This is a genomic window from Microvirga solisilvae (genome assembly GCF_022808595.1).
Taxonomy (GTDB): domain Bacteria; phylum Pseudomonadota; class Alphaproteobacteria; order Rhizobiales; family Beijerinckiaceae; genus Microvirga; species Microvirga solisilvae.
The window spans coordinates 1-18,837 of sequence record NZ_JAKUCN010000011.1 but is presented as its reverse complement, the minus strand read 5'-3'; the positions used below and the strand labels follow the sequence as shown (position 1 = coordinate 18,837).

Genomic DNA, 18,837 nt, shown 5'->3' with positions numbered 1-18,837 from the left:
CGGGTCCTCCCATGTCCAGCGGCGTCATTGCGCCCGGATCACTTCTCGTTCTGCCATCATCTTGGACAGCAGTGCTGACCTTTTCAAGCGGGGAGGTTCGAGGAATTGGTCGAATAGGGCAGGGCTCATGAAAAAACTCCCCTGCCGGGCAGGGGAGTTTGGAGGCTTCAACCCTGATCGCGAGAATCAGAGATAGAAGTCGCTGAGCTTCAGATAAGCCGGCTTGTTCTTGAGCAGAAGCTCGAACTCGGCGGCTGCATCCTTGTCGGTGTTGAGCGACAGAAGGCCCGTCTTGGCATCGTAGCGCATCTGCCCGGCTGCCGTGAATTTCTGCTTGGCTGAGAGGAGCTTGCCGAAGGCGTTGTCAGCCTTGGTGCCGGTGTTGGCATCGATGCCCGTCAGGTCGATACGGTCTTCCTTCACCTTGAAGTCCAGGATGATGTCTCGCTTGCTGCGGATGCCCGTATCGCCCTTGCCGAAGACGAATACGTCTCGGCCCGTGCCGCCCGTCAGGACATCCACGCCGGTTCCACCGACGAGCCTGTCGTTGCCCGCACCGCCGTTCAGGGCGTCGTTGCCGCCGCCGCCGACCAGCATGTCGTGCCCGGCATTGCCCTTCAGGCTGTCCTTCCCGGACTTGCCGTAGATCACGTCGTCACGGCTGCTTCCGTTGCGGACCTGCAGGAGCTTCCAGATGTGACCGATCTGCCAGACCTGACCATCGGCGAACGCAATGTTCTCGATGTTCCCGCCGTCCTCTGCCGTGAGGAAGTAGTTGTCGATGACGAGCTTCTGGCCATGCAGCGAGATCATCAGATCCTCGTAATCCGCACCTGTCGCCGCGAACTGAACCTCTGACGAATTGGCATGGATGCTCAGCGTATCGACGCCACGGGAATCCGAGATCGTGTCGTTGCCGCTGCCGAAGGCCCAGCGGTAGACGTTGTTGCCGGCGCCACCCTTCATCAGGTCGTCGCCTGCGCCGCCATCGAGGGTATCGTGGCTGGCGGTGCCTTCGAGAGTGTCGTTGTCGGCCGTGCCAAGAACGAGGCGTCCTTCCAGCGGCGGAGGAGGCGAAGACACTTCGATGCCCAGGGCAATCTTGACCTCTCTCAAGGTCCAAACGGTGCCGTCTGCGAACACGATCTTCTCGATGAGGCCAGTTTCACCGAAATAGCCCTCGATCGTCAGGAAGCGGCCATTCTGCTTGATGAACAGGTTGCCGTTATCCAAATCCGCCGAGAAGACGAAGTTCGACGGTGAGCCTGACAGGATCAGGGTGTCGATACCGTGCGTATCCCTGATCCGGTCATCGCCGCCCGTGTAGGACCACAGATAGGTATCGTTGCCGGACCCGCCGACCAAGGTGTCGTTTCCTTCACCGCCCTGGAGCGTGTCGTCATGTTCCGTACCGATGATGATGACATCCTTCGGCGGCGGCGGCGGGGGCGGAGGCGGAGGCACCTGCTCCTCTAACAGTTCCAGAATCTTGTCGAGGTTCCAGACCGTGCCGTCCATGAACGTGATTTTCTCGATATGTCCACCATTGGCGCTTGTATCGAGATAATTCCGGATCGTGACCGAGGCGCCGTCCTTCGAGAGCACCAGCGTGCCGTCATCCAGGAGTGTAAGTTCGAAGCCGGATGAATCCGAGCCGATGCGGAGCATGTCGAGGCCGCCGGTATCCTTGATCAGGTCATGACCGTAATTCGGATTCCAAACGTAGATATCGTTGCCCGTGCCGCCGAGGAGCACGTCGTCGCCCTCGCCGCCGATCAGGGTGTCGTGTCCGGCGCCGCCCGTGAGCGTGTCATTGTGCTGAGTGCCGAGCAGGTAGAGGTTCTTGACCGGGGCGGGCTGCTCTTCGGGGACCTGCTGGACGATCTGCAAGATGTCCTGCAGGCTCCATTCAGAGCCGTCTGCGAGCACGATCTTCTCGATCTGGCCATTCTTGTAGGGCTCGTCATTGAAGTAGCCTTCGATGTAGAGGCGTTCTTCGATGTCATCACCGAACTGAATGATGAGCGGATAGCCCTTCTCACCGATCTTCGTGTAAAACTTCAGCTGCTCCAGCGTGGCGTTGATGACGACCTTGTCCTGGCCGCCGTAATCGCGCACGACATCGCTGCCATGGCCAGGGCCCCAGACATAGGTGTCATTCCCGGTGCCGCCTTCGAGCAGGTCATTACCTGCACCGCCGTCGAGCGTATCGTTACCATCGCTGCCTATCAGATGGTCGCCACCTGAGGTGCCATAGAGGGCAAAGTCCGTATCGCTGCTCATGGGTGTGCCTGATAACTTGCATTGCGGCTCTGCCGGGAAGTATGGGCACATCCCTAAGCGTAACCTTGTCATGTTATATAATGACACTTGCTCAACGGCAAGACTATATTCCCGAAGGCTTTGCGCCGTTCCAAAAGAAAAAAGGCGCCCTGAGGGCGCCTTGTAAGGCTCAGTGAAAGGTTGCCCTGGAGCTACTCGTCGATGCTGGCCGTCTGGACCGAGTCCAGGGGCTGGCATCGCCCAGCGGGGGCGAGCCTGCGGTAGTCGCGGGGATCGCAGGCGCTCTGGACGAACATGCGCCACTGGTTTTCCGTACCGTAGAAGGTGTTGCGGTCCACGTCGCCGTCGATACCGGGCACTCGGCCGGTGGTGGTGAACTGCCAGAAGGTCCAGCGGCGGTTGTTGTAGCGCTCGTGGGGCTCTGCAGCCGTGCTGCGGATCCAATAGGGATAGTCGTTGAACTCGCCTTCCAGGATTTCCTTATGGAAGGTGATGTCGGTGTAGATGATCGGGCGCTTGCCCGTATGGGCTTCCATCTCGCGCAGCATCGTGTCGATCATGGCGAGCGCCTGCTCGCGCGGAACCTTCTTGGGGCAGTTCACGGACTGGCCGTTCCATTCCACGTCGAGAACCGGGGGCAGGGCCTCCGGGTCGGCGGGCACGTTCCGCTTGAACCAAGCGGCCTGCTCATGGGCCGGGCGGCACCAGTACACGAAATGGTAGGCGCCCCGCGGAACGCCGGCGCGCTTGGCGCCGTACCAGTTTTCCTGGAATTTGCTGTCGATATGGTCGCCGCCTTCGGTGGCCTTGATGAAGGCGAATTGCGTGCCGGCCTTGCGCAGGGAGGCCCAATCCACCGGGCCCTGCCATTTGGAAATATCCACGCCGTGGATCGGCAGGCGGTGAGCCCTGGCGACGCCATGATGCGGGCGGGCGTCACTCTTGGCGGGATAGCGGCTGGAGGACATGCTCGGCGCGACGGCGCAGGAAGCAAGGCCCAGGGCCATGGCGGTAACGGCGCCAAAACGCGCTGCCCGAAGGAACGTCGTCAGGCCGGAGCTTTTGGAGCGGCGGGGGGAACGGCGGCGTGTCTTCATCGGGCTTAACTGTAATGAACGCAGGACTGGATCGCATCAGGGATGCCCGAAACCGGTTAACACCCCCTTACGAACGTCCATGATGCAATGAAATTACAGTTTAAACCAGAGCGTAGCGATGCCCAAGAAGGAGAAGAAGCCGACGATATCGGTGATCGTGGTCACGAAAGGTCCTGAGGAAACGGCAGGGTCCACCCCCAGGCGGTTGAGGCCGAGAGGTACGAGGATGCCGCCGAGAGCCGCGAAGATCAGCACCGTGATGAGGGCGAGGCCGATGACCAGGCCGATCTGAGGCGTCTGAAACCATAAGGCCGCCAAGCTGCCCATGATGCAGGCGAAGACGATGCCGTTGAGCAGGCCGACCGCCGCTTCGCGGGTGACGATGCGCCAGGCATTGGAACGGCCGAGATCGCGAGTGGCGAGCGCGCGTACGGCCACCGTCATGGTCTGCGTGCCTGCATTGCCACCCATGGAGGCGACGATGGGCATGAGGATGGCGAGAGCCACCATCTCCTGAAGCGAGGCCTCGAAGAAACGGATGACGCCTGCCGACAGGAAGGCCGTGCACATGTTGGCGAAGAGCCAGGGGAAGCGGCTGCGCTGGGTGTAGAGGACCGTGTCCGACAGCTCTTCGTCCGGCTTCACGCCACCGAGTTGCTTGATGTCGGCATCGGCTTCTTCCTCGAGCACGTCGACGATGTCGTCGACCAGGATCGCGCCCACGAGGCGGTTCTCCTCGTCCACCACGGCGGCAGAGACGAGGTTGAAGCGCTCGAAGAGGCGGGCGACGTCTTCCTGGTGGTCGGTGGCTTCCACGCGGTCCGGTTCGTCGTCCATGATCTCCTGGATCGTGACGGGGCGCTTGGAGCGCAGCAGCCGATCAAGGGCAGCCGCGCCCAGGAGGTGACCCGCCGGATCAATCACGAAGATCTCGTAGAATGTTTCCGGCAGATCCGGCGTCTCACGCATGAAGTCGATGGTCTGCCCCACCGTCCAGAACGGCGGCACGGCGATGAACTCGGTCTGCATGCGCCGGCCGGCGCTGTCTTCCGGGTAGTCGAGGGAGCGCTGGAGCGCGACGCGCTCCATGGCCGGGAGCTGTTCGAGAACCTCGGCCTTCTCCTCTTCGGGAAGGCTTTCGAGAATGGTGACGGCGTCGTCGGAATCGAGATCGCGCACGCCCTCGGCGACGGTCGAGGTTTCGAGCTCTTCGAGAATCTCCTCGCGGACGGCTTCGTCCACTTCGGTGAGCGCGGTGAAATCGAAGGACGAGCCCATCAGCTCGATGAGGCGAGGGCGATGCTCCGGTGCCAGGGCCTCAAGCAGGTCGCCGAGTTCGGATTCGTGGAAATCCTCCACCAGCTCCTGCAGGCGTTCGGTGTCGGATGCTTCGATCGCATCGGCGGCGGCGGCGAGGAATTCCGGATTGAGTTCGCCTTCCTCATCACGGAAGGCGAGCGGCTGAGGAGCCGGCCCATCGGGCGGTGGAAGTGTCTTGTCGTTTTCGACTTCCATCATGAGCCTTCCTCAGAAGATTGCGGTGGCCTTTTAGGTGCGTGTGCATGCCGATGCAATGCGCCTGAAAAGCCTCGTTCAGGGAATCGTTTAGCTACCGTTGCTGTAAGATTGATTCAGGTTCGTGAAGCACAGCTCTAGAACCTGGAGCGTCACTCAATATGAGCAACAAAAAAGGCCCCGTGAAAGGGGCCTTTTTGTCATCAACACATCGAGTGTCGAGAAATTGGTGCGGTCAAGAGGACTCGAACCTCCACGGGTCTCCCCGCTACCACCTCAAGGTAGTGCGTCTACCAATTCCGCCATGACCGCGAACTCGGTTTCAGGAGGGTTTCTCCTGAAGAGGCGGTCGATCTAACAGATGAATTCGGGCACTGCAAGCCCATCTTTTCCAGTCTGTCACGAAACTCGGCATTTCGCCCTGGACCTGTGCATGAAGGGCCATGCCATCCCTATATGAAGGGCAGATCCGCAGAAGCATGAGTTGACCCTCAGTAGTCTTCGGGATCACAAGAGCCTCCTTCATCAAGGCAGAAGGTGACATGGTGTCGAACCTGCGGGACAGCTTGGCCGATCGGTTCCTGAGCGGGAGCCCCTCCGATTCCGTCGAGTGGGCGATTGCCGAGGGGCTGACGCCCTATGAGACGGCGGTCGCCTTCATGGAGGCGAGAGTTCAGGCTGTCGCCGACGGGGAGGCGAGGGAGCTCGTCTGGCTCGTGGAGCACCCGCCGCTCTACACAGCCGGCACCTCGGCCCAGGCCTCCGACCTCGTGGACCCAGAGCGATTTCCGGTGCACCAGACGGGCAGGGGCGGACAATACACCTATCATGGCCCCGGGCAGCGGGTGGCCTATGTGATGCTCGACCTGAAACGACGCGATCCTGATCTGCGTCGCTACGTGGCGGCTCTCGAGGCTTGGCTGATCCGGACCCTCGACGCCTTCAACATTCGGGGTGAGCGACGGGAAGATCGGGTGGGCGTGTGGGTGCGCCGGCCGGACAAGGGCGAGACAGCCGAGGACAAGATCGCCGCCATCGGCATCCGCGTGCGGCGCTGGGCGACCTATCACGGAATCAGCCTGAACGTGGAGCCGGATCTCTCCCACTTTTCAGGGATCGTTCCCTGCGGCGTCACTCAGCATGGGGTCACCAGCCTCGTGGATCTCGGCATCCCCGTGACCATGCCAGAGGTCGATGCCGTTATGCGTAAGGCTTTCGAGGAGATTTTCGGCCCGACCGAGCGGGTCGAGGCGCCGTTGCTTCCCGGCAACTGAGGGACAGTTTTTCACACCTGCCATGGTCAGGCTTCTCCTCCGAGGCGCTTCGTGCTCTAAGCTAGAGCAAACGGCGACTTCTGGCGGACATTTCATGCAACGAATTCTTCTTGCCTCTCTCCTTCTCGTAAGCGTTTCGGCCTGTGGCTACCGTCCCGACCCCGAGGATCTGATCCATATCGTTGATTCGCCGGCTGACGTGCGCGTTTGCCAGAATCTGGGAGAGGTAAGCCCCGTCATTTCGACCACTCCGGGCTTCGGCTCCGCGACGGACAGCATGAAAGAGGCCGTGGTGGCCCTGGGCGGCACGCATCTTTATCTGCAACAGACTGCTCACGACTGGTCTCTCGTTCGCGGCATCGCCTATCGCTGCGGCCCCGGTGTCGTCGAGACTGAGACCGTCATTCGGACGAAAGGCTGATCGCTTAGCCTGATGGCGGAGTTGCCGGGCTCCCTGGTCCCAGCTACTGACGGAGAGCCCCCGGTTCGACCGTGAGGAGCTAACAAAATCAGGGAGCCTAACGCCGTGCCCGTCATTGCCACTTCTGCCGACCTGTCATCTGATAATGCGCGGGCGAACCGCGCAGCCTGGGCGGATCTTGCCCGCGATCTCCAGGCCAAGAGGCAGGCTGCCGCCGAGGGCGGCCCCGCGAAAGCGCGCGAGCGGCATCTGGCGCGCGGCAAGCTCCTGCCCCGCGAGCGCGTGATGCGCCTGCTCGATCCGGGCGCTCCTTTCCTGGAGCTTGGTTCTCTTGCTGCCTATGGCATGTATGAAGACGCGATCCACGGCGCCGGCATCATCACCGGTATCGGGCGCGTCGAAGGCCGCGAGGTCATGATCGTCTGCAACGACTCGACGATCAAAGGCGGCACCTATTATCCGATGACGGTGAAGAAGCATCTGCGTGCGCAGGAAATCGCGCGCGAGAACCGTCTGCCCTGCATCTACCTCGTCGATTCCGGCGGCGCGAACCTTCCGCACCAGACGGATGTGTTCCCCGACCGCGAGCATTTCGGCCGCATCTTCTACAACCAGGCGACGCTCTCATCGATGGGCATTCCGCAGATCGCCTGCGTCATGGGCTCGTGCACGGCGGGCGGTGCCTATGTGCCCGCCATGTCGGACGAGACCATCATCGTGCGCCGTCAGGGCACGATCTTCCTCGGTGGTCCTCCGCTCGTGAAGGCAGCGACGGGTGAGGTGGTATCGGCGGAAGATCTCGGCGGCGCCGACGTGCATGCCCGTCAATCGGGCGTGGCGGATCACTACGCCACCGACGATGTACATGCGCTGGCGATCGTGCGCCGCATTGTCGGCACCCTGAATACGCGCAAGAAGATCGACATCGATCTCGCCGAGCCGGTGGAGCCGAAATATTCCATCGACGATCTCGACGGGATCGTGCCGACCGATCTCAAGAAGCAGTACGACATCCGCGAAGTCATTGCGCGTCTCGTCGACGGTTCCGAGTTCGACGAGTTCAAGCGGCTGTACGGTACGACGCTGGTGACGGGTTTCGCGCGGATCTGGGGCATGCCGGTCGGCATCATCGCCAATAACGGCATCCTGTTCTCGGAGAGCGCTCTCAAAGGCGCCCACTTCATCGAGCTGTGCTGCCAGCGTCGCATTCCGCTGCTCTTCCTGCAAAACATCTCCGGCTTCATGGTGGGCAGCCAATACGAGGCGGGCGGCATCGCGAAGGACGGCGCGAAGCTCGTGACGGCTGTCGCCTGCGCGCAGGTTCCGAAGATTACGCTTCTCGTCGGTGGCTCCTTCGGTGCCGGCAACTACGGCATGTGCGGCCGTGCCTATTCTCCGCGCTTCCTGTTCACTTGGCCGAATTCCCGTATCTCGGTGATGGGCGGCGAGCAGGCGGCGAGCGTTCTCGCCACCGTGCGCCGCGACAACATCGAGGCCGAGGGCAAGAGCTGGAGCGCGGAAGAGGAGGAGGCTTTCAAGGCTCCGATCCGTAGCAAATACGAGGAGGAGGGCTCCCCGTACCACGCAACAGCGCGTCTGTGGGACGATGGGGTCATCTTGCCTTCCGAAACACGGCGCGTGCTGGCGTTGGCTTTTTCGGCAGCGCTGAACGCGCCGATTCCTGAAACGAAGTTCGGCGTGTTCAGGATGTAAGCACGCGTTTCGCGATGAAGGCGGAACCGGTCTAGGCCGCTGAGACTTTCAAAGTATGTCCAACGATACGCTTGAGACATACCGCTCCAACTATGCAGAGCAAATTGCGCGTCTGACCGATCTTCGTGACAGGCGCATCGAGCACGCTTTTGCCGCCGTTCCCCGAGAGAACTTTTTGCCGCCGCCGCCATGGACGACAATCAGCGCGGGCATAACGACCACGACGCGCGATGTTGCGGCTATCTACGACAATGTTCTCGTCGCCATTGATCGGGAGCGCGGCATCAACAATGGCGAGCCTGCGCTTCATGCGGCGTGGCTCGATGCCGTGAGTCCGCAGCCTGGCGAGACCGTGGTTCATGTGGGGGCGGGCACCGGCTACTATACCGCTATTCTCTCGCGTCTCGTTGAGCCGAGCGGTCGAGTGGAGGCTTATGAATACGAGACAGACCTAGCCGAAACAGCCGCACGAAACCTGGGGAGTTATTCCAACGTAGCTCTTCATGCAGGCTCGGCCTTCGGGAGAGTGTTGTTGCCTGCAGACGTGATCTACGTGAATGCCGGTGTATTGGCCCCGGATGCCGAGTGGTTGAAGGCGCTCAAGAACGGCGGACGGCTGATCTTCCCATGGCAACCGCATAAGGGGTGGGGGCCAGCGATGCTTATCGAGCGTCTGCCTGGTGGATTTGGTGCAAGCCCTCTCATGACAGTAGGCTTCATCTCATGCAGCGGCACGTCCGAAAATCTGTCCATCGCGAAACTGCCGAGCGAGGATGATCTGGCTTCCGTGCGCTCGATCTGGCTCGTGGAAGATCGAGTTCCTGATGAAAGTGCCATAGCCATCTATGAGACTGTCTGGTTTTCATCGGCGCAGGTGGCCGTTTAAAAGCATCATGGCCGGATTAGCTCCGGCCATGATAGGTAATCAGAGGTGGCTTAGATGATCATCAGATCGTCGAGCTTGATTATCGTACCAGCTTTAACCTGAGCAAAGAGCTGGGCTTTACCCTGACCTGAACCATCAGGGTCGTAGTAAAGAGCGCCTTTGTCTTTATCATAAATGATATGATGATTATTGTCCTTGGCCTCTTTACCAATAGTGAAAAATGCCTTGTTCAACTTGGTGGGGTTTGTGAGAGAACCCGCTCCGAGCTTCTTGAAGATCGCATTATCTAGGTAGATCGTGTCGTAAGTGGATGAAAAATCGCAGATTTTATCTACGTTACTCGAGCTGAGTTGAGTATCGAATACGAACGTATCTTTGCCTTTGCCTCCATACAAGATGTCCGAGTTCTGCCTGCCGTTCAGGGTGTCATTGCCATCAAGACCCTTGAGAGTATCTTTGCTCGTGTTGCCTTTGATGGCATTGTCAGAAGCGTTGCCGGTCAGCTTCAAGCTTGTTGCGCTATAAGCTGCGGTAAGATTCTCCAGTCCGTTGCTCAGGGTATAATGAGAGGTCGCAATGACCGTATCGGTGCCGGACGTATCGGTGATCACGTCTCTGATGTTGTCGACATAGTAAGTATCATTACCAGCCCCTCCAGCCATCTTATCGGCGCCAGCGCCGCCGTTGATGATATTCGCCTTATCATTGCCTCTGATCGTATTGGCGAGCTTGTTTCCGGTAAGGCAGATAGCAGCCGAGCCGTTGGCGAACAGATTTTCCACGAAATCGCTCAGCGTGTAGCTGACAGAGGCATAGACTGTGTCGTTGCCATTGGAGATCGAGTTCTCGATGACCCGGTCGTCCTTGTTATCGACAAAGTAGGTATCGTTGCCTGATCCGCCTTCCAGGCGGTCTGCGTCTGCTCCGCCGTTAAGCGTATCGTTGCCTTCGTAACCCCTCAGGACATTCCTTCCGGTATTTCCCGTCAAGCGGTTATCGGCGTTGTTGCCCGTTCCCGAAAGATGCGCGTCTCCAAGAAGCAGGAGAGATTCAAAGTTGTTCTGGAGCGTATGACTGACCGATGCATTGACCTGGTCTGTGCCTTCACCAGCGGCTTCCAGAATGATCTCATGGCCATCATGGATGATATAGGTATCATCGCCGATGCCGCCGATCATCTTATCGGCTCCTCCTCGACCGTCGAGATAATCGTTGCCTTGACCGCCAATGAGTTCATCTGCTTTGGCGCCGCCTGTTAGGATGTCGTTGCCTTCACGGCCATCCAGGACATTGACCATGTTGGCATTGCCGATGATCTCGTTGTTTAGGTTGTTGCCAACGCCTTTGGAGGCTCCCCTCGTTAGGATGAGCTTCTCGACATGGGAGCAGAGCCGGCTGATGTCTATAGACGATATAATCGTGTCGAAGCCCTGATCTTCGAATTCATCCACGACATCGCTGTAATCATCGACATGATACGTATCATTGCCGCCGCCGCCTGCAAGATAATCGCCGCCGCCGCCGCCATCGATGATGTTGTCATCATCGTTTCCGTAGATATTGTTATGAAACGCATTGCCGATAGCGCCAGAATTTCCGTATGACGCAGTCATTCTTAAGTCACCGGTTTCGTCCTCATCAAAAATGAATAGACGCAAAGCTGGATTATATCTGATCATTTTAGGTCCTCTTGAATATATTAGAATTGCGAGACAAATGAATTCGTGAATAAAAGACGGTTTTTGTGTCTTTAGGTTAGACTTTCATCTTTCGTCTCGCGTATTTATAGATGTGTCGCTAGCATATAAATTCAACAATGCCATTGTGTTCTAGAGCACATGGCGAAATTCTGAGATTTAAACCAATTGTATGATCAGTATGTAATTTACGATTACTATGATGGTAGGGTCGGCGTTCTTGATTTTGAAGGGGCGCCAAGGTTCTGGTGAGCGGTCACACGGAGCGTTCCTGGCGCTTTTGTTCTAAGCGCTGTCGTAGGTGCTGCTTGGCGATAGAAGAGCTGTTTCCGTTTGTGGAAATATTTCGCTTACGCTGAAAGATGGCTGTCTAAAATGCATCATGGCCGGGGCATGCCCCGGCCATGAGCAGTGTATAAACGATTAGACCACGAAGATGTTGAGGTTGGAGATTGCTGCCAACTCCTGGCCCGGTTTGAATGTGGCGATCAGCTGAGCGCTGCATTCCGTGCCCGAACCGTCCGCGTCATAGCGAAGGCCGCCATCTTCACCGAGGATGATGAAGTCGTCGCTGTCCTTGGCCGATCCGAAAGCGAAAAAGTTTGCCTTCAGAGCGGACGGCTTGGTCGAGCAACCGCAATCGATCATCTTGAAGATGTCGCCGTTGAGAAGGATGCGATCTTCAGCAGCATTGAAGTCGACGATCCTGTCAGCATGAGCAGCGCCAAATTCGCTGAACGAAAAGGCGTCCTTGCCTTCGCCGCCGATAAGGGTGTCGTGGCCCTTGCCGCCGCTCAGCGTATCGTGGCCATCGTTGCCCGTAAGGACATTGTTGCCGCTGTTGCCGGTGATCTTGTTGGCAAGATCGTTGCCGATGCCGTCGATGTCCTTCTTCGAGGTGGAATCGCTGAGAGTCAGGTTCTCGAAATTCGCCCGAAGCATGTAGGTGATGGATGCATTGACCGTATCGGTGCCCTCGTCAGCATTCTCATGAACCTGATCGTAAATGCTGTCCACGTAATACATGTCGTGACCGACGCCGCCTTCCATGGTGTCGGCACCAAGGCCGCCGTTCATGGTGTCATTGCCGACTTCGCCGTACAGCTTGTTGTTGCCGTCGCCAGCATTGAGCACGTCATGACCGTCGCCGCCATAGGCAACGCCTGCCTTGTGGGCGATCAGGATGTTGTTGTTGAGGCTGTTGCCGATAGCGAGCTTGCCGCCAGTCTGCAGGCCCTCGACAAAGGCAGTCTTGCGCATGTCGAAGCCGGACTCGAGGTAGGAAAAGATAATGTCGTTGCCGCCACCGGCATATTCCTCGACCACATCGCCCTCATCGCGGACATAGTACATATCATCGCCGGCGCCGCCGACCATGGTATCGTTGCCAAGGCCGCCGTCGATGATGTTATTCGAGGCATTGCCGAGGATGGTGTTGTCGAGATCGTTGCCCATCACATTCCAATTGCGATAGGCGGGGGCTTCCGAAAGATCAAAGAAGAATTCATCTTCTCCGAGAACAACTGTCTTAATCGGCGAGTACTCTTTAGCCATTTCTTCTATTCCTGGTCTATTGATGAAAAGAGCTGAAATAAAAATTCATCAATCATATTTAATTTTACATATGATCGATTGAATAAATCTATCTCTCAGCTCGATGCAGGAATTAGGATGTTCCGTGATAACATCAATAAGCCCTTGTGTGCGCTGCAGCACATTATGGAATCAATAAATTTCTTTAGGGAATGTGAGGGCGGTGGCGCTTTCATGAGGCTCGGTTTGGCTCGGCAAAGAGCATTAAAAATGTTGCTGGCTGGCAACACCCAAAAAGCTTCATCATCCTACCACTCTTGGCCCAAGCGCCGCCGCGATCCCGCCATAAAGCACGAGCACCTGTGAAAGCAGCTAAAGTGCTTCTAAACCAACGCTTTAAAGTGGCGCGTAGCAGGGGCGGTCTTCGATTAACGCTATCGAACAGCCTATTGCGAGAACCATTGCATAGGTGGCGCAGCACATGGCAGATCACAGGAGTTCCGTTCGGTCGGGGCCTCTTGTGAGAACCGAATGGAAAAGAGTCGAAGTCCATGAATGCGCGCCTGATCCACAAGCTGAAGTTGACACACCGTCATACGGCGGTCGCTGCTTGCGCGTTCGTTCTGCTCGGCTCCTCCTCGGTATTCGCACTCGACGCTGCGCCGCATCCTCAACCTTTGACGCCTGCCCTCGCGCCCATCATTGCGCCTTCCGGAAAGTATGGATCCGTTCGCGAGGCTCTGCGTACGGGCATGCGGGACTACAATGCCGGTGACAAGCTTGGAGCCGCCGCCGCGCTCGAATACGCGGCCGGGCAGGGGCATACGCTCGCGCTCTGGAAGCTCGGACGCATGTATGCCGATGGCGACGGGGTCGAGCATGATGACCTGAAGGCCTTCGAGTATTTCTCCAAGCTCGCGGACCAGCATGCGGACGAGAGCCCGGATTCACCGAATGCGACGGTCGTTTCCAGCGCCTTCGTGGCATTGGGCGGCTACTTCCTGGATGGCATCAAGGGCACCTATGTGAGCGCCAACCCGGCTCGCGCCGTCGAGATGTTCAGCTACGCGGCGTCTTATTTCAGCGACTCCAACGCGCAGTACAACCTCGCCCGCCTTTATATGGAAGGAACGGGCGTTTCTCGGGATGCGCGCCAGGCCGCCCGCTGGTTCAATCTGGCTGCCGAGAAGGGACATCACCCGTCCCAGGCGCTGCTCGGCCACATGCTGATGAACGGGCAGGGTGTGCCGCGCCAGCGCGCCAAGGGGCTCATGTGGCTGACGCTTGCCCGCGAAGCCGCCACCGAGAACGGTAAGGATCAGTGGATCGAAAGCCTCTATGCGGAAGCTTTCACCACCGCTGACGAGAGCGACCGTAAGCTGGCGCTTGCCCTGCTCGAGCAGTACATCCAGTCACGGCGCTAGTCGCGCTCACTCGATATCGAGATCCACCATCACCGGCACATGGTCGGAGGGCTTGTCCCATCCGCGCACTTCCTTACGGATCGAGGCGCTCTTCAGCTTGTCCTGCGCCTGGGCCGAGAGCAGCAGATGGTCGATGCGGATGCCGTTGTTCCGCTGGAAGGCGCCGGCTTGATAATCCCAGAACGAGTAGAGGCCCGGCTGGACGCTGCACGCACGCACGGCATCGATGAATCCGAGATTCTCAAGCTCGCGAAACTTCGCACGGCTTTCCGGCTGAAAGAGCGCGTCCTTGACCCACGCTTCCGGATTGGCCGCATCCCGAGGCTCCGGGATCACATTGTAGTCGCCGCAAAGCACCAGAGGTTCCTCGAGCGGGAGGAGGCGGCGCGCATGAGCGATCAGCCGATCCATCCAGGCGAGCTTGTAATCGAATTTGGGTGTGCCGATTGGGTTGCCGTTGGGCAGATAGATGGAGGCGACGCGCACCACGCCTGCTGATGTGGAAATGGTGCCTTCGAGATAACGCGCCTGCTCGTCACTCTCGTCCCCCGGCAGGCCGCGTCGGACGTCTTCGAGTGGCCGCTTGGAGAGGATGGCAACGCCGTTGTAGGTCTTCTGGCCATGGGTAACGACGTTGTAGCCGAGCGCCTCGACTTCGGCCCTCGGGAAGGCCTCGTCCATGCATTTCAGCTCCTGCAGGCAGAGCACGTCCGGATCCGCGCTTTTCACGAAGGTGGCGAGGTGGTCCAATCGCTGCTTAATCGAGTTTACGTTCCAGGTGGCTATGCGCATCGTGTCGGTCTCGGTGGCCCTTTCAAACTTTCATCGGACGTTCGTCGAAAGCTTGCAAGGTGGAACCCTCCACCATCCCCACGGTTGCAGCCCATGAATTCTTCCTGGTTCCAATCCATTGACAGTTATTGCGAGCGCCTTGACCCAGGATTCTGGGCGGAGCCGGTCAATGCTCTCTCTAACGGCTTCTTCCTCCTGGCTGCCGCCCACGCCTTTCTCGTATGGCGGAGCAAGGGGAGGCGGGATTGGCCTGCGCTCTGGCTGATCGCCGTTGCCGCCATCGTCGGCATCGGGAGCTTCCTGTTCCATACCTTCGCGAACCGCTGGTCGCTGCTCGCGGATGTGCTGCCGATCGCGGTATTCATCTACAGCTACTTCCTGCTCGCCATGCGGCGTTATCTGCGGCTGGGAATCGTGCAGGCGCTTGCCATCACTCTTGCCTTCATCGTCTTCAACATGAGCTTCGGACGGCTATGGTTCGGCCTCTTTCCTGCCGCCACGCTCAATGGATCAGTTGGGTATCTGCCGGCTCTGATGGCACTAGTGGCAGTGGGAGTTGCTTGTCTGATGGCCTCGCATAAGCAGGCCGAGCACGCTCTGCTGTGGGCAGCCTGTGTCTTCGGTCTGTCCTTGGTGTTCCGCTCCATCGACAACGCTGTCTGCCCTGCGCTACCACTCGGCACGCATGCGCTCTGGCACATGCTGAATGCCCTGGTGCTGTGGATCCTCATGATCGCGGCGCTCGCGCATGCTCCCGAGGAAAGGCCGCCTGATGTCCCGCGTTGAAATCCATGGCTATGCCATCGTGTCGGATGATGACCGCATTGCGGATTCGACGGGCCAGACGCCGGATGTACTGCGCAACGATGCGGACTGGGCCTATTTTCAGGCGGAGCTCAACCGGTCGGACGTGACGGTGCTGGGGCGTCTGGGGCATGAGGCCAATCCCAATCCGCGGAATCGCGTGCGCATGATCCTGTCGTCCTCATCTCAGGGAATCGAGCGGCGTGTCGATGGCTGGTGGTGGAACCCGGAGAGGCTTTCCTGGGATGAAGCCATCCGCAGGGTACTTCCTTATGGCGGCAGGGTCGCCGTGCCTGGCGGCAGGCAGGTCTTCGATCTGTTCTTAAAGCTCGGCTACGACGCGTTTCATCTCACCAGGGCCGAAGGCGTCGCCGTTCCCGGTGGTGTACCCGTTTTTTCCGAATGCGAGACGGGAAAGGGCGCCGAGGCAATCTTGTCTGAAGCAGGCCTCACGCCTGGCCAGAGGAAGACCCTCGATCCGGTTGGACCCATCAGTCTTGTCGTTTGGCGCCGCTGAGAGGGAAACATCGCCCCGATTGCCGAGTTGATGTGCGATGCCCTTTGCAGGGAGAAAGCGCATGTGCACCAGGCTTTCCATTGTCCTTCTCACCACCTGCCTCGTGACAGGCGTCGCCTGGGCTCAATCCTCTTCATCCGGCGGAAGTGGCGGCTCCACGGGCGGTGCCTCATCCTCCACCGGTTCGACCGGCCCATCGACGAGCTCAACAGTTCTTCCGCCATCCCAGCAGGGTTCCCAGATGCAGTCCGCTCCCGCTCAAGGTTCGGGGACAGGACAGGCCAGGCAGGGTGGAACGGACAGCTCTCAAAGCTCTAACCAGAACACCACACCATCCAACGCGGCGACAGGTCCGGTTTCTCCTCCTGGAACCGAAGGCAGCACAGGTGGAGCGGTAGGTGCGGGCCCCGCGACGACCGGCGGAATCGGTGGCGTTGTGCGCCGCCCAGGCCAGAGTTCTGCTGTTCCTCCTTCTTCTCGGGAGCAGAATCTCCTCGATGAAGGCGAGCGCTTGGAGCAAAAGGCCAGACGCGATTTGTGCGTCGGATGCTGAGGACGCTTACGAGGCGTGCGATTCCCCAAGCGGAAACACTGCGATGAAGAACGTACGAGCGCTGGAAGCCAAGAAAGAAAAGGCTTTCAGTGACGTCGTAAGCATTCATTAACCATGCGGGCGCATGCTTTCCGACAAGCCGATCCAAATGGTTCTGGCGATTCACGGGGGTAGCGCTCATGACGGACGAGAGCTTCGAAAAGACGATCCGCGAGAGGATCGCAGCAGTCGAGCTGGTGACGGAATCAATCGCCGAGCAGGGCAGGGACTCTGACCTGCACGATCTGCGCGTTCTGCTCATCAACACCATGAGCCTCATGAAGAGAGATCCGGGCGTCGAAGCGTCGGTGGACGATCTTTATGCTGCTGCGAAAGCCATCGTAAGAGACGCCACGCTGGGTATGCATCCCGTCTCCAGAAACATACGCTTCGTACGGAGTGCACTCGCGCGCTTCTCCGAGCGCGTCCCGGTCGTGGCCGGGCTGTCGGAGCCGGACGATTCCCTTCGCTTCCGTGGCCTTGAGGCGGCCTATGCCGTGCAGCTCGAGAGGACGGCCGCGACGGAAGCTGAGGACAATCAGGATGTGCGCTCGGCTGCGTAGGATCGGGATAAGTGCTGAAGCCAAGACAATGCTTGGCTATTCAGACTGATAATCCTCAGGGAGCAAGGTAGAACTTCGCTTTGAAGCTCTCCATGCGCTCTACTGCTCGCTGATTAACGAGGAAGGCCACGCATCGACAGCGCTGCTCCACCAAAGTTGTCGTTTCTGATCCCGGGTGATTGCGTGGCTTGGGAAGTCACGTAATTGGGCAGTTTGCCTTCCGTGTTCGAGGATGAAACGCACCCCATCAGGGCAGGGCAAGCGATCAGAACAATCAGCATCATCTTCATATGAATTCCCTCGGTGCTCCATCCTTATAGCTTGGCCTTAGAGAGCAGCTTGACGGGACGGGACAATTTCTTGACATTTTGGGGCCTAGCATGCGCGTTGAGCGCCGCACGGGGCATCCAGAAATTCAATCCAAGGCCTTAATCGCTGCTGTCACTCGCGCAACGAGCGCGAAGGTCTTCGCATGCTTGTCAGCATTCCATGGCGTCGCAATCCCAAACCCCTGGAAGCGACAACGCTGTACGCGGACTGCGGCGCTTCGTTCATATCGGGAATGATGCAGGTGTCGGCCATACGGAAGTGTCGTGTGATACTGGCATTGCTTCACTGCTCCACCGGGAAGGCGTATGCTGCCCTCATAAATCACTGTTCTGTGTTGGACTTGGGCCTGCGACGGGCCGTCTTTGATCGACAGCTTTGTCGACGTCGTTCCGAAACCGAGAGGCTGCGTAACCCCAAGGGAGGAACTCATGGACCTGCACAACAGCCAGAACATCCATCGTTGCGTTGCGGAGGGCATCGGGACCTTCTGGCTCACCTTCGCCGGTTGCGGCAGCGCTGTCATCGCAGCAGCTTTCCCCGAGATTGGCATCGGCCTTTTAGGCGTCTCGTTCGCCTTCGGCCTGAGCGTGCTTACTATGGCCTATGCCATTGGTCACATCTCCGGATGCCACCTCAACCCGGCGGTAACGGTCGGTCTGGCTGCAGGTGGAAGGTTCCCGAAGCAGGACATCCTGCCCTACATCATATCGCAGGTGTTGGGAGCGGTTATCGCTGCGGCGGCACTCTACGCCATTGCGACTGGCTCTCCCACCTTCGATATAGCGAAGGGCTTTGCCGCCAACGGCTACGGCACCCATTCACCGGGCCAGTACAGCATGATCTCAGGCTTCGTGACCGAGATCGTGCTGACCATGATGTTCCTGTTCATCATCATGGGTTCCACTCACGGCAAGGCTCCTGCCGGCTTCGCGCCCATCGCCATTGGTCTGGGTCTGACACTTATTCATCTCGTCAGTATTCCGATCACCAATACGTCCGTGAACCCGGCGCGCAGCACTGGCCCGGCGCTTTTCGCGGGTGGTTGGGCCTTGGCGCAGCTCTGGATGTTCTGGGTCGCGCCTCTTATCGGCGGGGCGATTGGCGGCATCCTCTACCGCTGGCTCAGCGAGGAACCCTCAGCCCAGGTCACTGGCGTAACGCCTCCGGCCCCGGCCGAGTGAAGTGGCAAGCGGGTGTAAAATATAGATGAGGCCATCATCGCGAATGTTTACCGCCGCTCAAGCCAATCAGCGTCCTGTTTGATCAAGACGGGTTATCGTTCGGTGTTGTCGTATTTGGCCAAGCCTGTGTTGGATGGGTCGTCTCGGGCGTTTCGCGGCGAGTAAGGCGGGCTGTGATGCACAAAAGCCCCCGCTGCTTTCGCTGCGGGGGCTTC

Annotated in this window: 15 protein-coding genes, 1 tRNA gene and 1 pseudogene; 9 read left to right on the top strand and 8 right to left on the bottom strand. The window is 58.8% G+C overall.

Going from position 1 to position 18,837, the window contains the following annotated elements; all coding sequences use genetic code 11:
- Positions 1 to 186: 186 nt before the first annotated feature.
- From MJ639_RS16930 to MJ639_RS16905, 4 genes are all read right to left on the bottom strand, one after another.
- Positions 187 to 2,283, bottom strand: coding sequence for a calcium-binding protein (locus MJ639_RS16930; RefSeq protein WP_279306683.1), 2,097 nt, complete (start codon positions 2,281 to 2,283; stop codon positions 187 to 189).
- A gap of 191 nt (positions 2,284 to 2,474) precedes the next feature.
- A complete protein-coding gene (locus tag MJ639_RS16915; protein WP_423790816.1) occupies positions 2,475 to 3,380 on the bottom strand; it encodes a glycoside hydrolase family 25 protein in 906 nt (301 codons plus the stop codon).
- A 93-nt stretch (positions 3,381 to 3,473) separates the two neighbouring features.
- Complete coding sequence (gene mgtE, locus MJ639_RS16910; RefSeq protein WP_243375354.1) at positions 3,474 to 4,898, bottom strand: magnesium transporter; 1,425 nt, start codon at positions 4,896 to 4,898, stop codon at positions 3,474 to 3,476.
- A gap of 224 nt (positions 4,899 to 5,122) precedes the next feature.
- Positions 5,123 to 5,207, bottom strand: a tRNA-Leu gene (locus MJ639_RS16905).
- Between the two features lie 230 nt (positions 5,208 to 5,437).
- Here MJ639_RS16905 and lipB point away from each other — a divergent pair.
- From lipB to MJ639_RS16885, 4 genes are all read left to right on the top strand, one after another.
- Positions 5,438 to 6,169: a lipoyl(octanoyl) transferase LipB gene (gene lipB / locus MJ639_RS16900; protein ID WP_243375352.1), complete on the top strand. Its 732-nt coding sequence runs from the start codon at positions 5,438 to 5,440 to the stop codon at positions 6,167 to 6,169.
- A 94-nt stretch (positions 6,170 to 6,263) separates the two neighbouring features.
- Positions 6,264 to 6,590: a hypothetical protein gene (locus tag MJ639_RS16895; RefSeq protein WP_243375349.1), complete on the top strand. Its 327-nt coding sequence runs from the start codon at positions 6,264 to 6,266 to the stop codon at positions 6,588 to 6,590.
- A 105-nt stretch (positions 6,591 to 6,695) separates the two neighbouring features.
- The gene (locus MJ639_RS16890; RefSeq protein WP_243375347.1) at positions 6,696 to 8,303 is read left to right on the top strand and encodes a carboxyl transferase domain-containing protein; all 1,608 of its coding nucleotides are present in this window, start codon (positions 6,696 to 6,698) and stop codon (positions 8,301 to 8,303) included.
- 55 nt (positions 8,304 to 8,358) lie between these two features.
- Positions 8,359 to 9,189 carry a protein-L-isoaspartate O-methyltransferase family protein gene (locus MJ639_RS16885; RefSeq protein ID WP_243375344.1) on the top strand — a complete coding sequence of 277 codons (831 nt, stop codon included), beginning with the start codon at positions 8,359 to 8,361 and terminating at the stop codon, positions 9,187 to 9,189.
- Between the two features lie 50 nt (positions 9,190 to 9,239).
- On the opposite strand, the gene MJ639_RS16880 is transcribed toward MJ639_RS16885, so the two are convergent.
- From MJ639_RS16880 to MJ639_RS17915, 3 genes and pseudogenes are all read right to left on the bottom strand, one after another.
- A complete protein-coding gene (locus MJ639_RS16880) occupies positions 9,240 to 10,868 on the bottom strand; it encodes a calcium-binding protein (protein ID WP_243375342.1) in 1,629 nt (542 codons plus the stop codon).
- A 441-nt stretch (positions 10,869 to 11,309) separates the two neighbouring features.
- Entirely contained in the window at positions 11,310 to 12,146 is an 837-nt protein-coding gene (locus tag MJ639_RS16875; RefSeq protein ID WP_423790818.1) for a calcium-binding protein, read from the bottom strand.
- 24 nt (positions 12,147 to 12,170) lie between these two features.
- Positions 12,171 to 12,341 (bottom strand): annotated as a pseudogene (locus tag MJ639_RS17915) (protease); the annotation flags it as partial.
- A 629-nt stretch (positions 12,342 to 12,970) separates the two neighbouring features.
- On the opposite strand from MJ639_RS17915, the gene MJ639_RS16870 reads away from it, so the two are divergent.
- Positions 12,971 to 13,843: a tetratricopeptide repeat protein gene (locus tag MJ639_RS16870; RefSeq protein ID WP_243375337.1), complete on the top strand. Its 873-nt coding sequence runs from the start codon at positions 12,971 to 12,973 to the stop codon at positions 13,841 to 13,843.
- A gap of 6 nt (positions 13,844 to 13,849) precedes the next feature.
- Here the strand turns inward: MJ639_RS16870 and xth are convergent, their stop codons facing one another.
- A complete protein-coding gene (gene xth / locus MJ639_RS16865; protein ID WP_243375335.1) occupies positions 13,850 to 14,635 on the bottom strand; it encodes an exodeoxyribonuclease III in 786 nt (261 codons plus the stop codon).
- Between the two features lie 93 nt (positions 14,636 to 14,728).
- On the opposite strand from xth, the gene MJ639_RS16860 reads away from it, so the two are divergent.
- The 4 genes from MJ639_RS16860 to aqpZ all read left to right on the top strand — a co-directional run bounded on the left by MJ639_RS16860 (position 14,729) and on the right by aqpZ (position 18,622).
- The gene (locus tag MJ639_RS16860; protein WP_243375332.1) at positions 14,729 to 15,421 is read left to right on the top strand and encodes a ceramidase domain-containing protein; all 693 of its coding nucleotides are present in this window, start codon (positions 14,729 to 14,731) and stop codon (positions 15,419 to 15,421) included.
- Complete coding sequence (locus tag MJ639_RS16855) at positions 15,408 to 15,956, top strand: dihydrofolate reductase family protein (protein WP_243375330.1); 549 nt, start codon at positions 15,408 to 15,410, stop codon at positions 15,954 to 15,956. Before MJ639_RS16860 ends, MJ639_RS16855 begins: the two co-directional genes overlap by 14 nt.
- Positions 15,957 to 16,688: 732 nt before the next feature.
- Positions 16,689 to 17,111: a hypothetical protein gene (locus MJ639_RS16850; RefSeq protein WP_243375327.1), complete on the top strand. Its 423-nt coding sequence runs from the start codon at positions 16,689 to 16,691 to the stop codon at positions 17,109 to 17,111.
- A gap of 758 nt (positions 17,112 to 17,869) precedes the next feature.
- Positions 17,870 to 18,622, top strand: coding sequence for an aquaporin Z (gene aqpZ, locus MJ639_RS16845; protein WP_243375324.1), 753 nt, complete (start codon positions 17,870 to 17,872; stop codon positions 18,620 to 18,622).
- Positions 18,623 to 18,837: the final 215 nt, after the last annotated feature.

Excerpts from the sequence above, each read along its gene's own strand:
- MJ639_RS16930 (WP_279306683.1), bottom strand. The coding sequence starts at position 2,283 with ATGAGCAGCGATACGGACTTTGCCCTCTATGGCACCTCAGGTGGCGAC.
- MJ639_RS16915 (WP_423790816.1), bottom strand. The coding sequence starts at position 3,380 with ATGAAGACACGCCGCCGTTCCCCCCGCCGCTCCAAAAGCTCCGGCCTG.
- mgtE (WP_243375354.1), bottom strand. The coding sequence starts at position 4,898 with ATGATGGAAGTCGAAAACGACAAGACACTTCCACCGCCCGATGGGCCG.
- lipB (WP_243375352.1), top strand. The coding sequence starts at position 5,438 with ATGGTGTCGAACCTGCGGGACAGCTTGGCCGATCGGTTCCTGAGCGGG.
- MJ639_RS16895 (WP_243375349.1), top strand. The coding sequence starts at position 6,264 with ATGCAACGAATTCTTCTTGCCTCTCTCCTTCTCGTAAGCGTTTCGGCC.
- MJ639_RS16885 (WP_243375344.1), top strand. The coding sequence starts at position 8,359 with ATGTCCAACGATACGCTTGAGACATACCGCTCCAACTATGCAGAGCAA.
- MJ639_RS16880 (WP_243375342.1), bottom strand. The coding sequence starts at position 10,868 with ATGATCAGATATAATCCAGCTTTGCGTCTATTCATTTTTGATGAGGAC.
- MJ639_RS16875 (WP_423790818.1), bottom strand. The coding sequence starts at position 12,146 with ATGCGCAAGACTGCCTTTGTCGAGGGCCTGCAGACTGGCGGCAAGCTC.
- MJ639_RS16870 (WP_243375337.1), top strand. The coding sequence starts at position 12,971 with ATGAATGCGCGCCTGATCCACAAGCTGAAGTTGACACACCGTCATACG.
- xth (WP_243375335.1), bottom strand. The coding sequence starts at position 14,635 with ATGCGCATAGCCACCTGGAACGTAAACTCGATTAAGCAGCGATTGGAC.
- MJ639_RS16860 (WP_243375332.1), top strand. The coding sequence starts at position 14,729 with ATGAATTCTTCCTGGTTCCAATCCATTGACAGTTATTGCGAGCGCCTT.
- MJ639_RS16855 (WP_243375330.1), top strand. The coding sequence starts at position 15,408 with ATGTCCCGCGTTGAAATCCATGGCTATGCCATCGTGTCGGATGATGAC.
- MJ639_RS16850 (WP_243375327.1), top strand. The coding sequence starts at position 16,689 with ATGACGGACGAGAGCTTCGAAAAGACGATCCGCGAGAGGATCGCAGCA.
- aqpZ (WP_243375324.1), top strand. The coding sequence starts at position 17,870 with ATGGACCTGCACAACAGCCAGAACATCCATCGTTGCGTTGCGGAGGGC.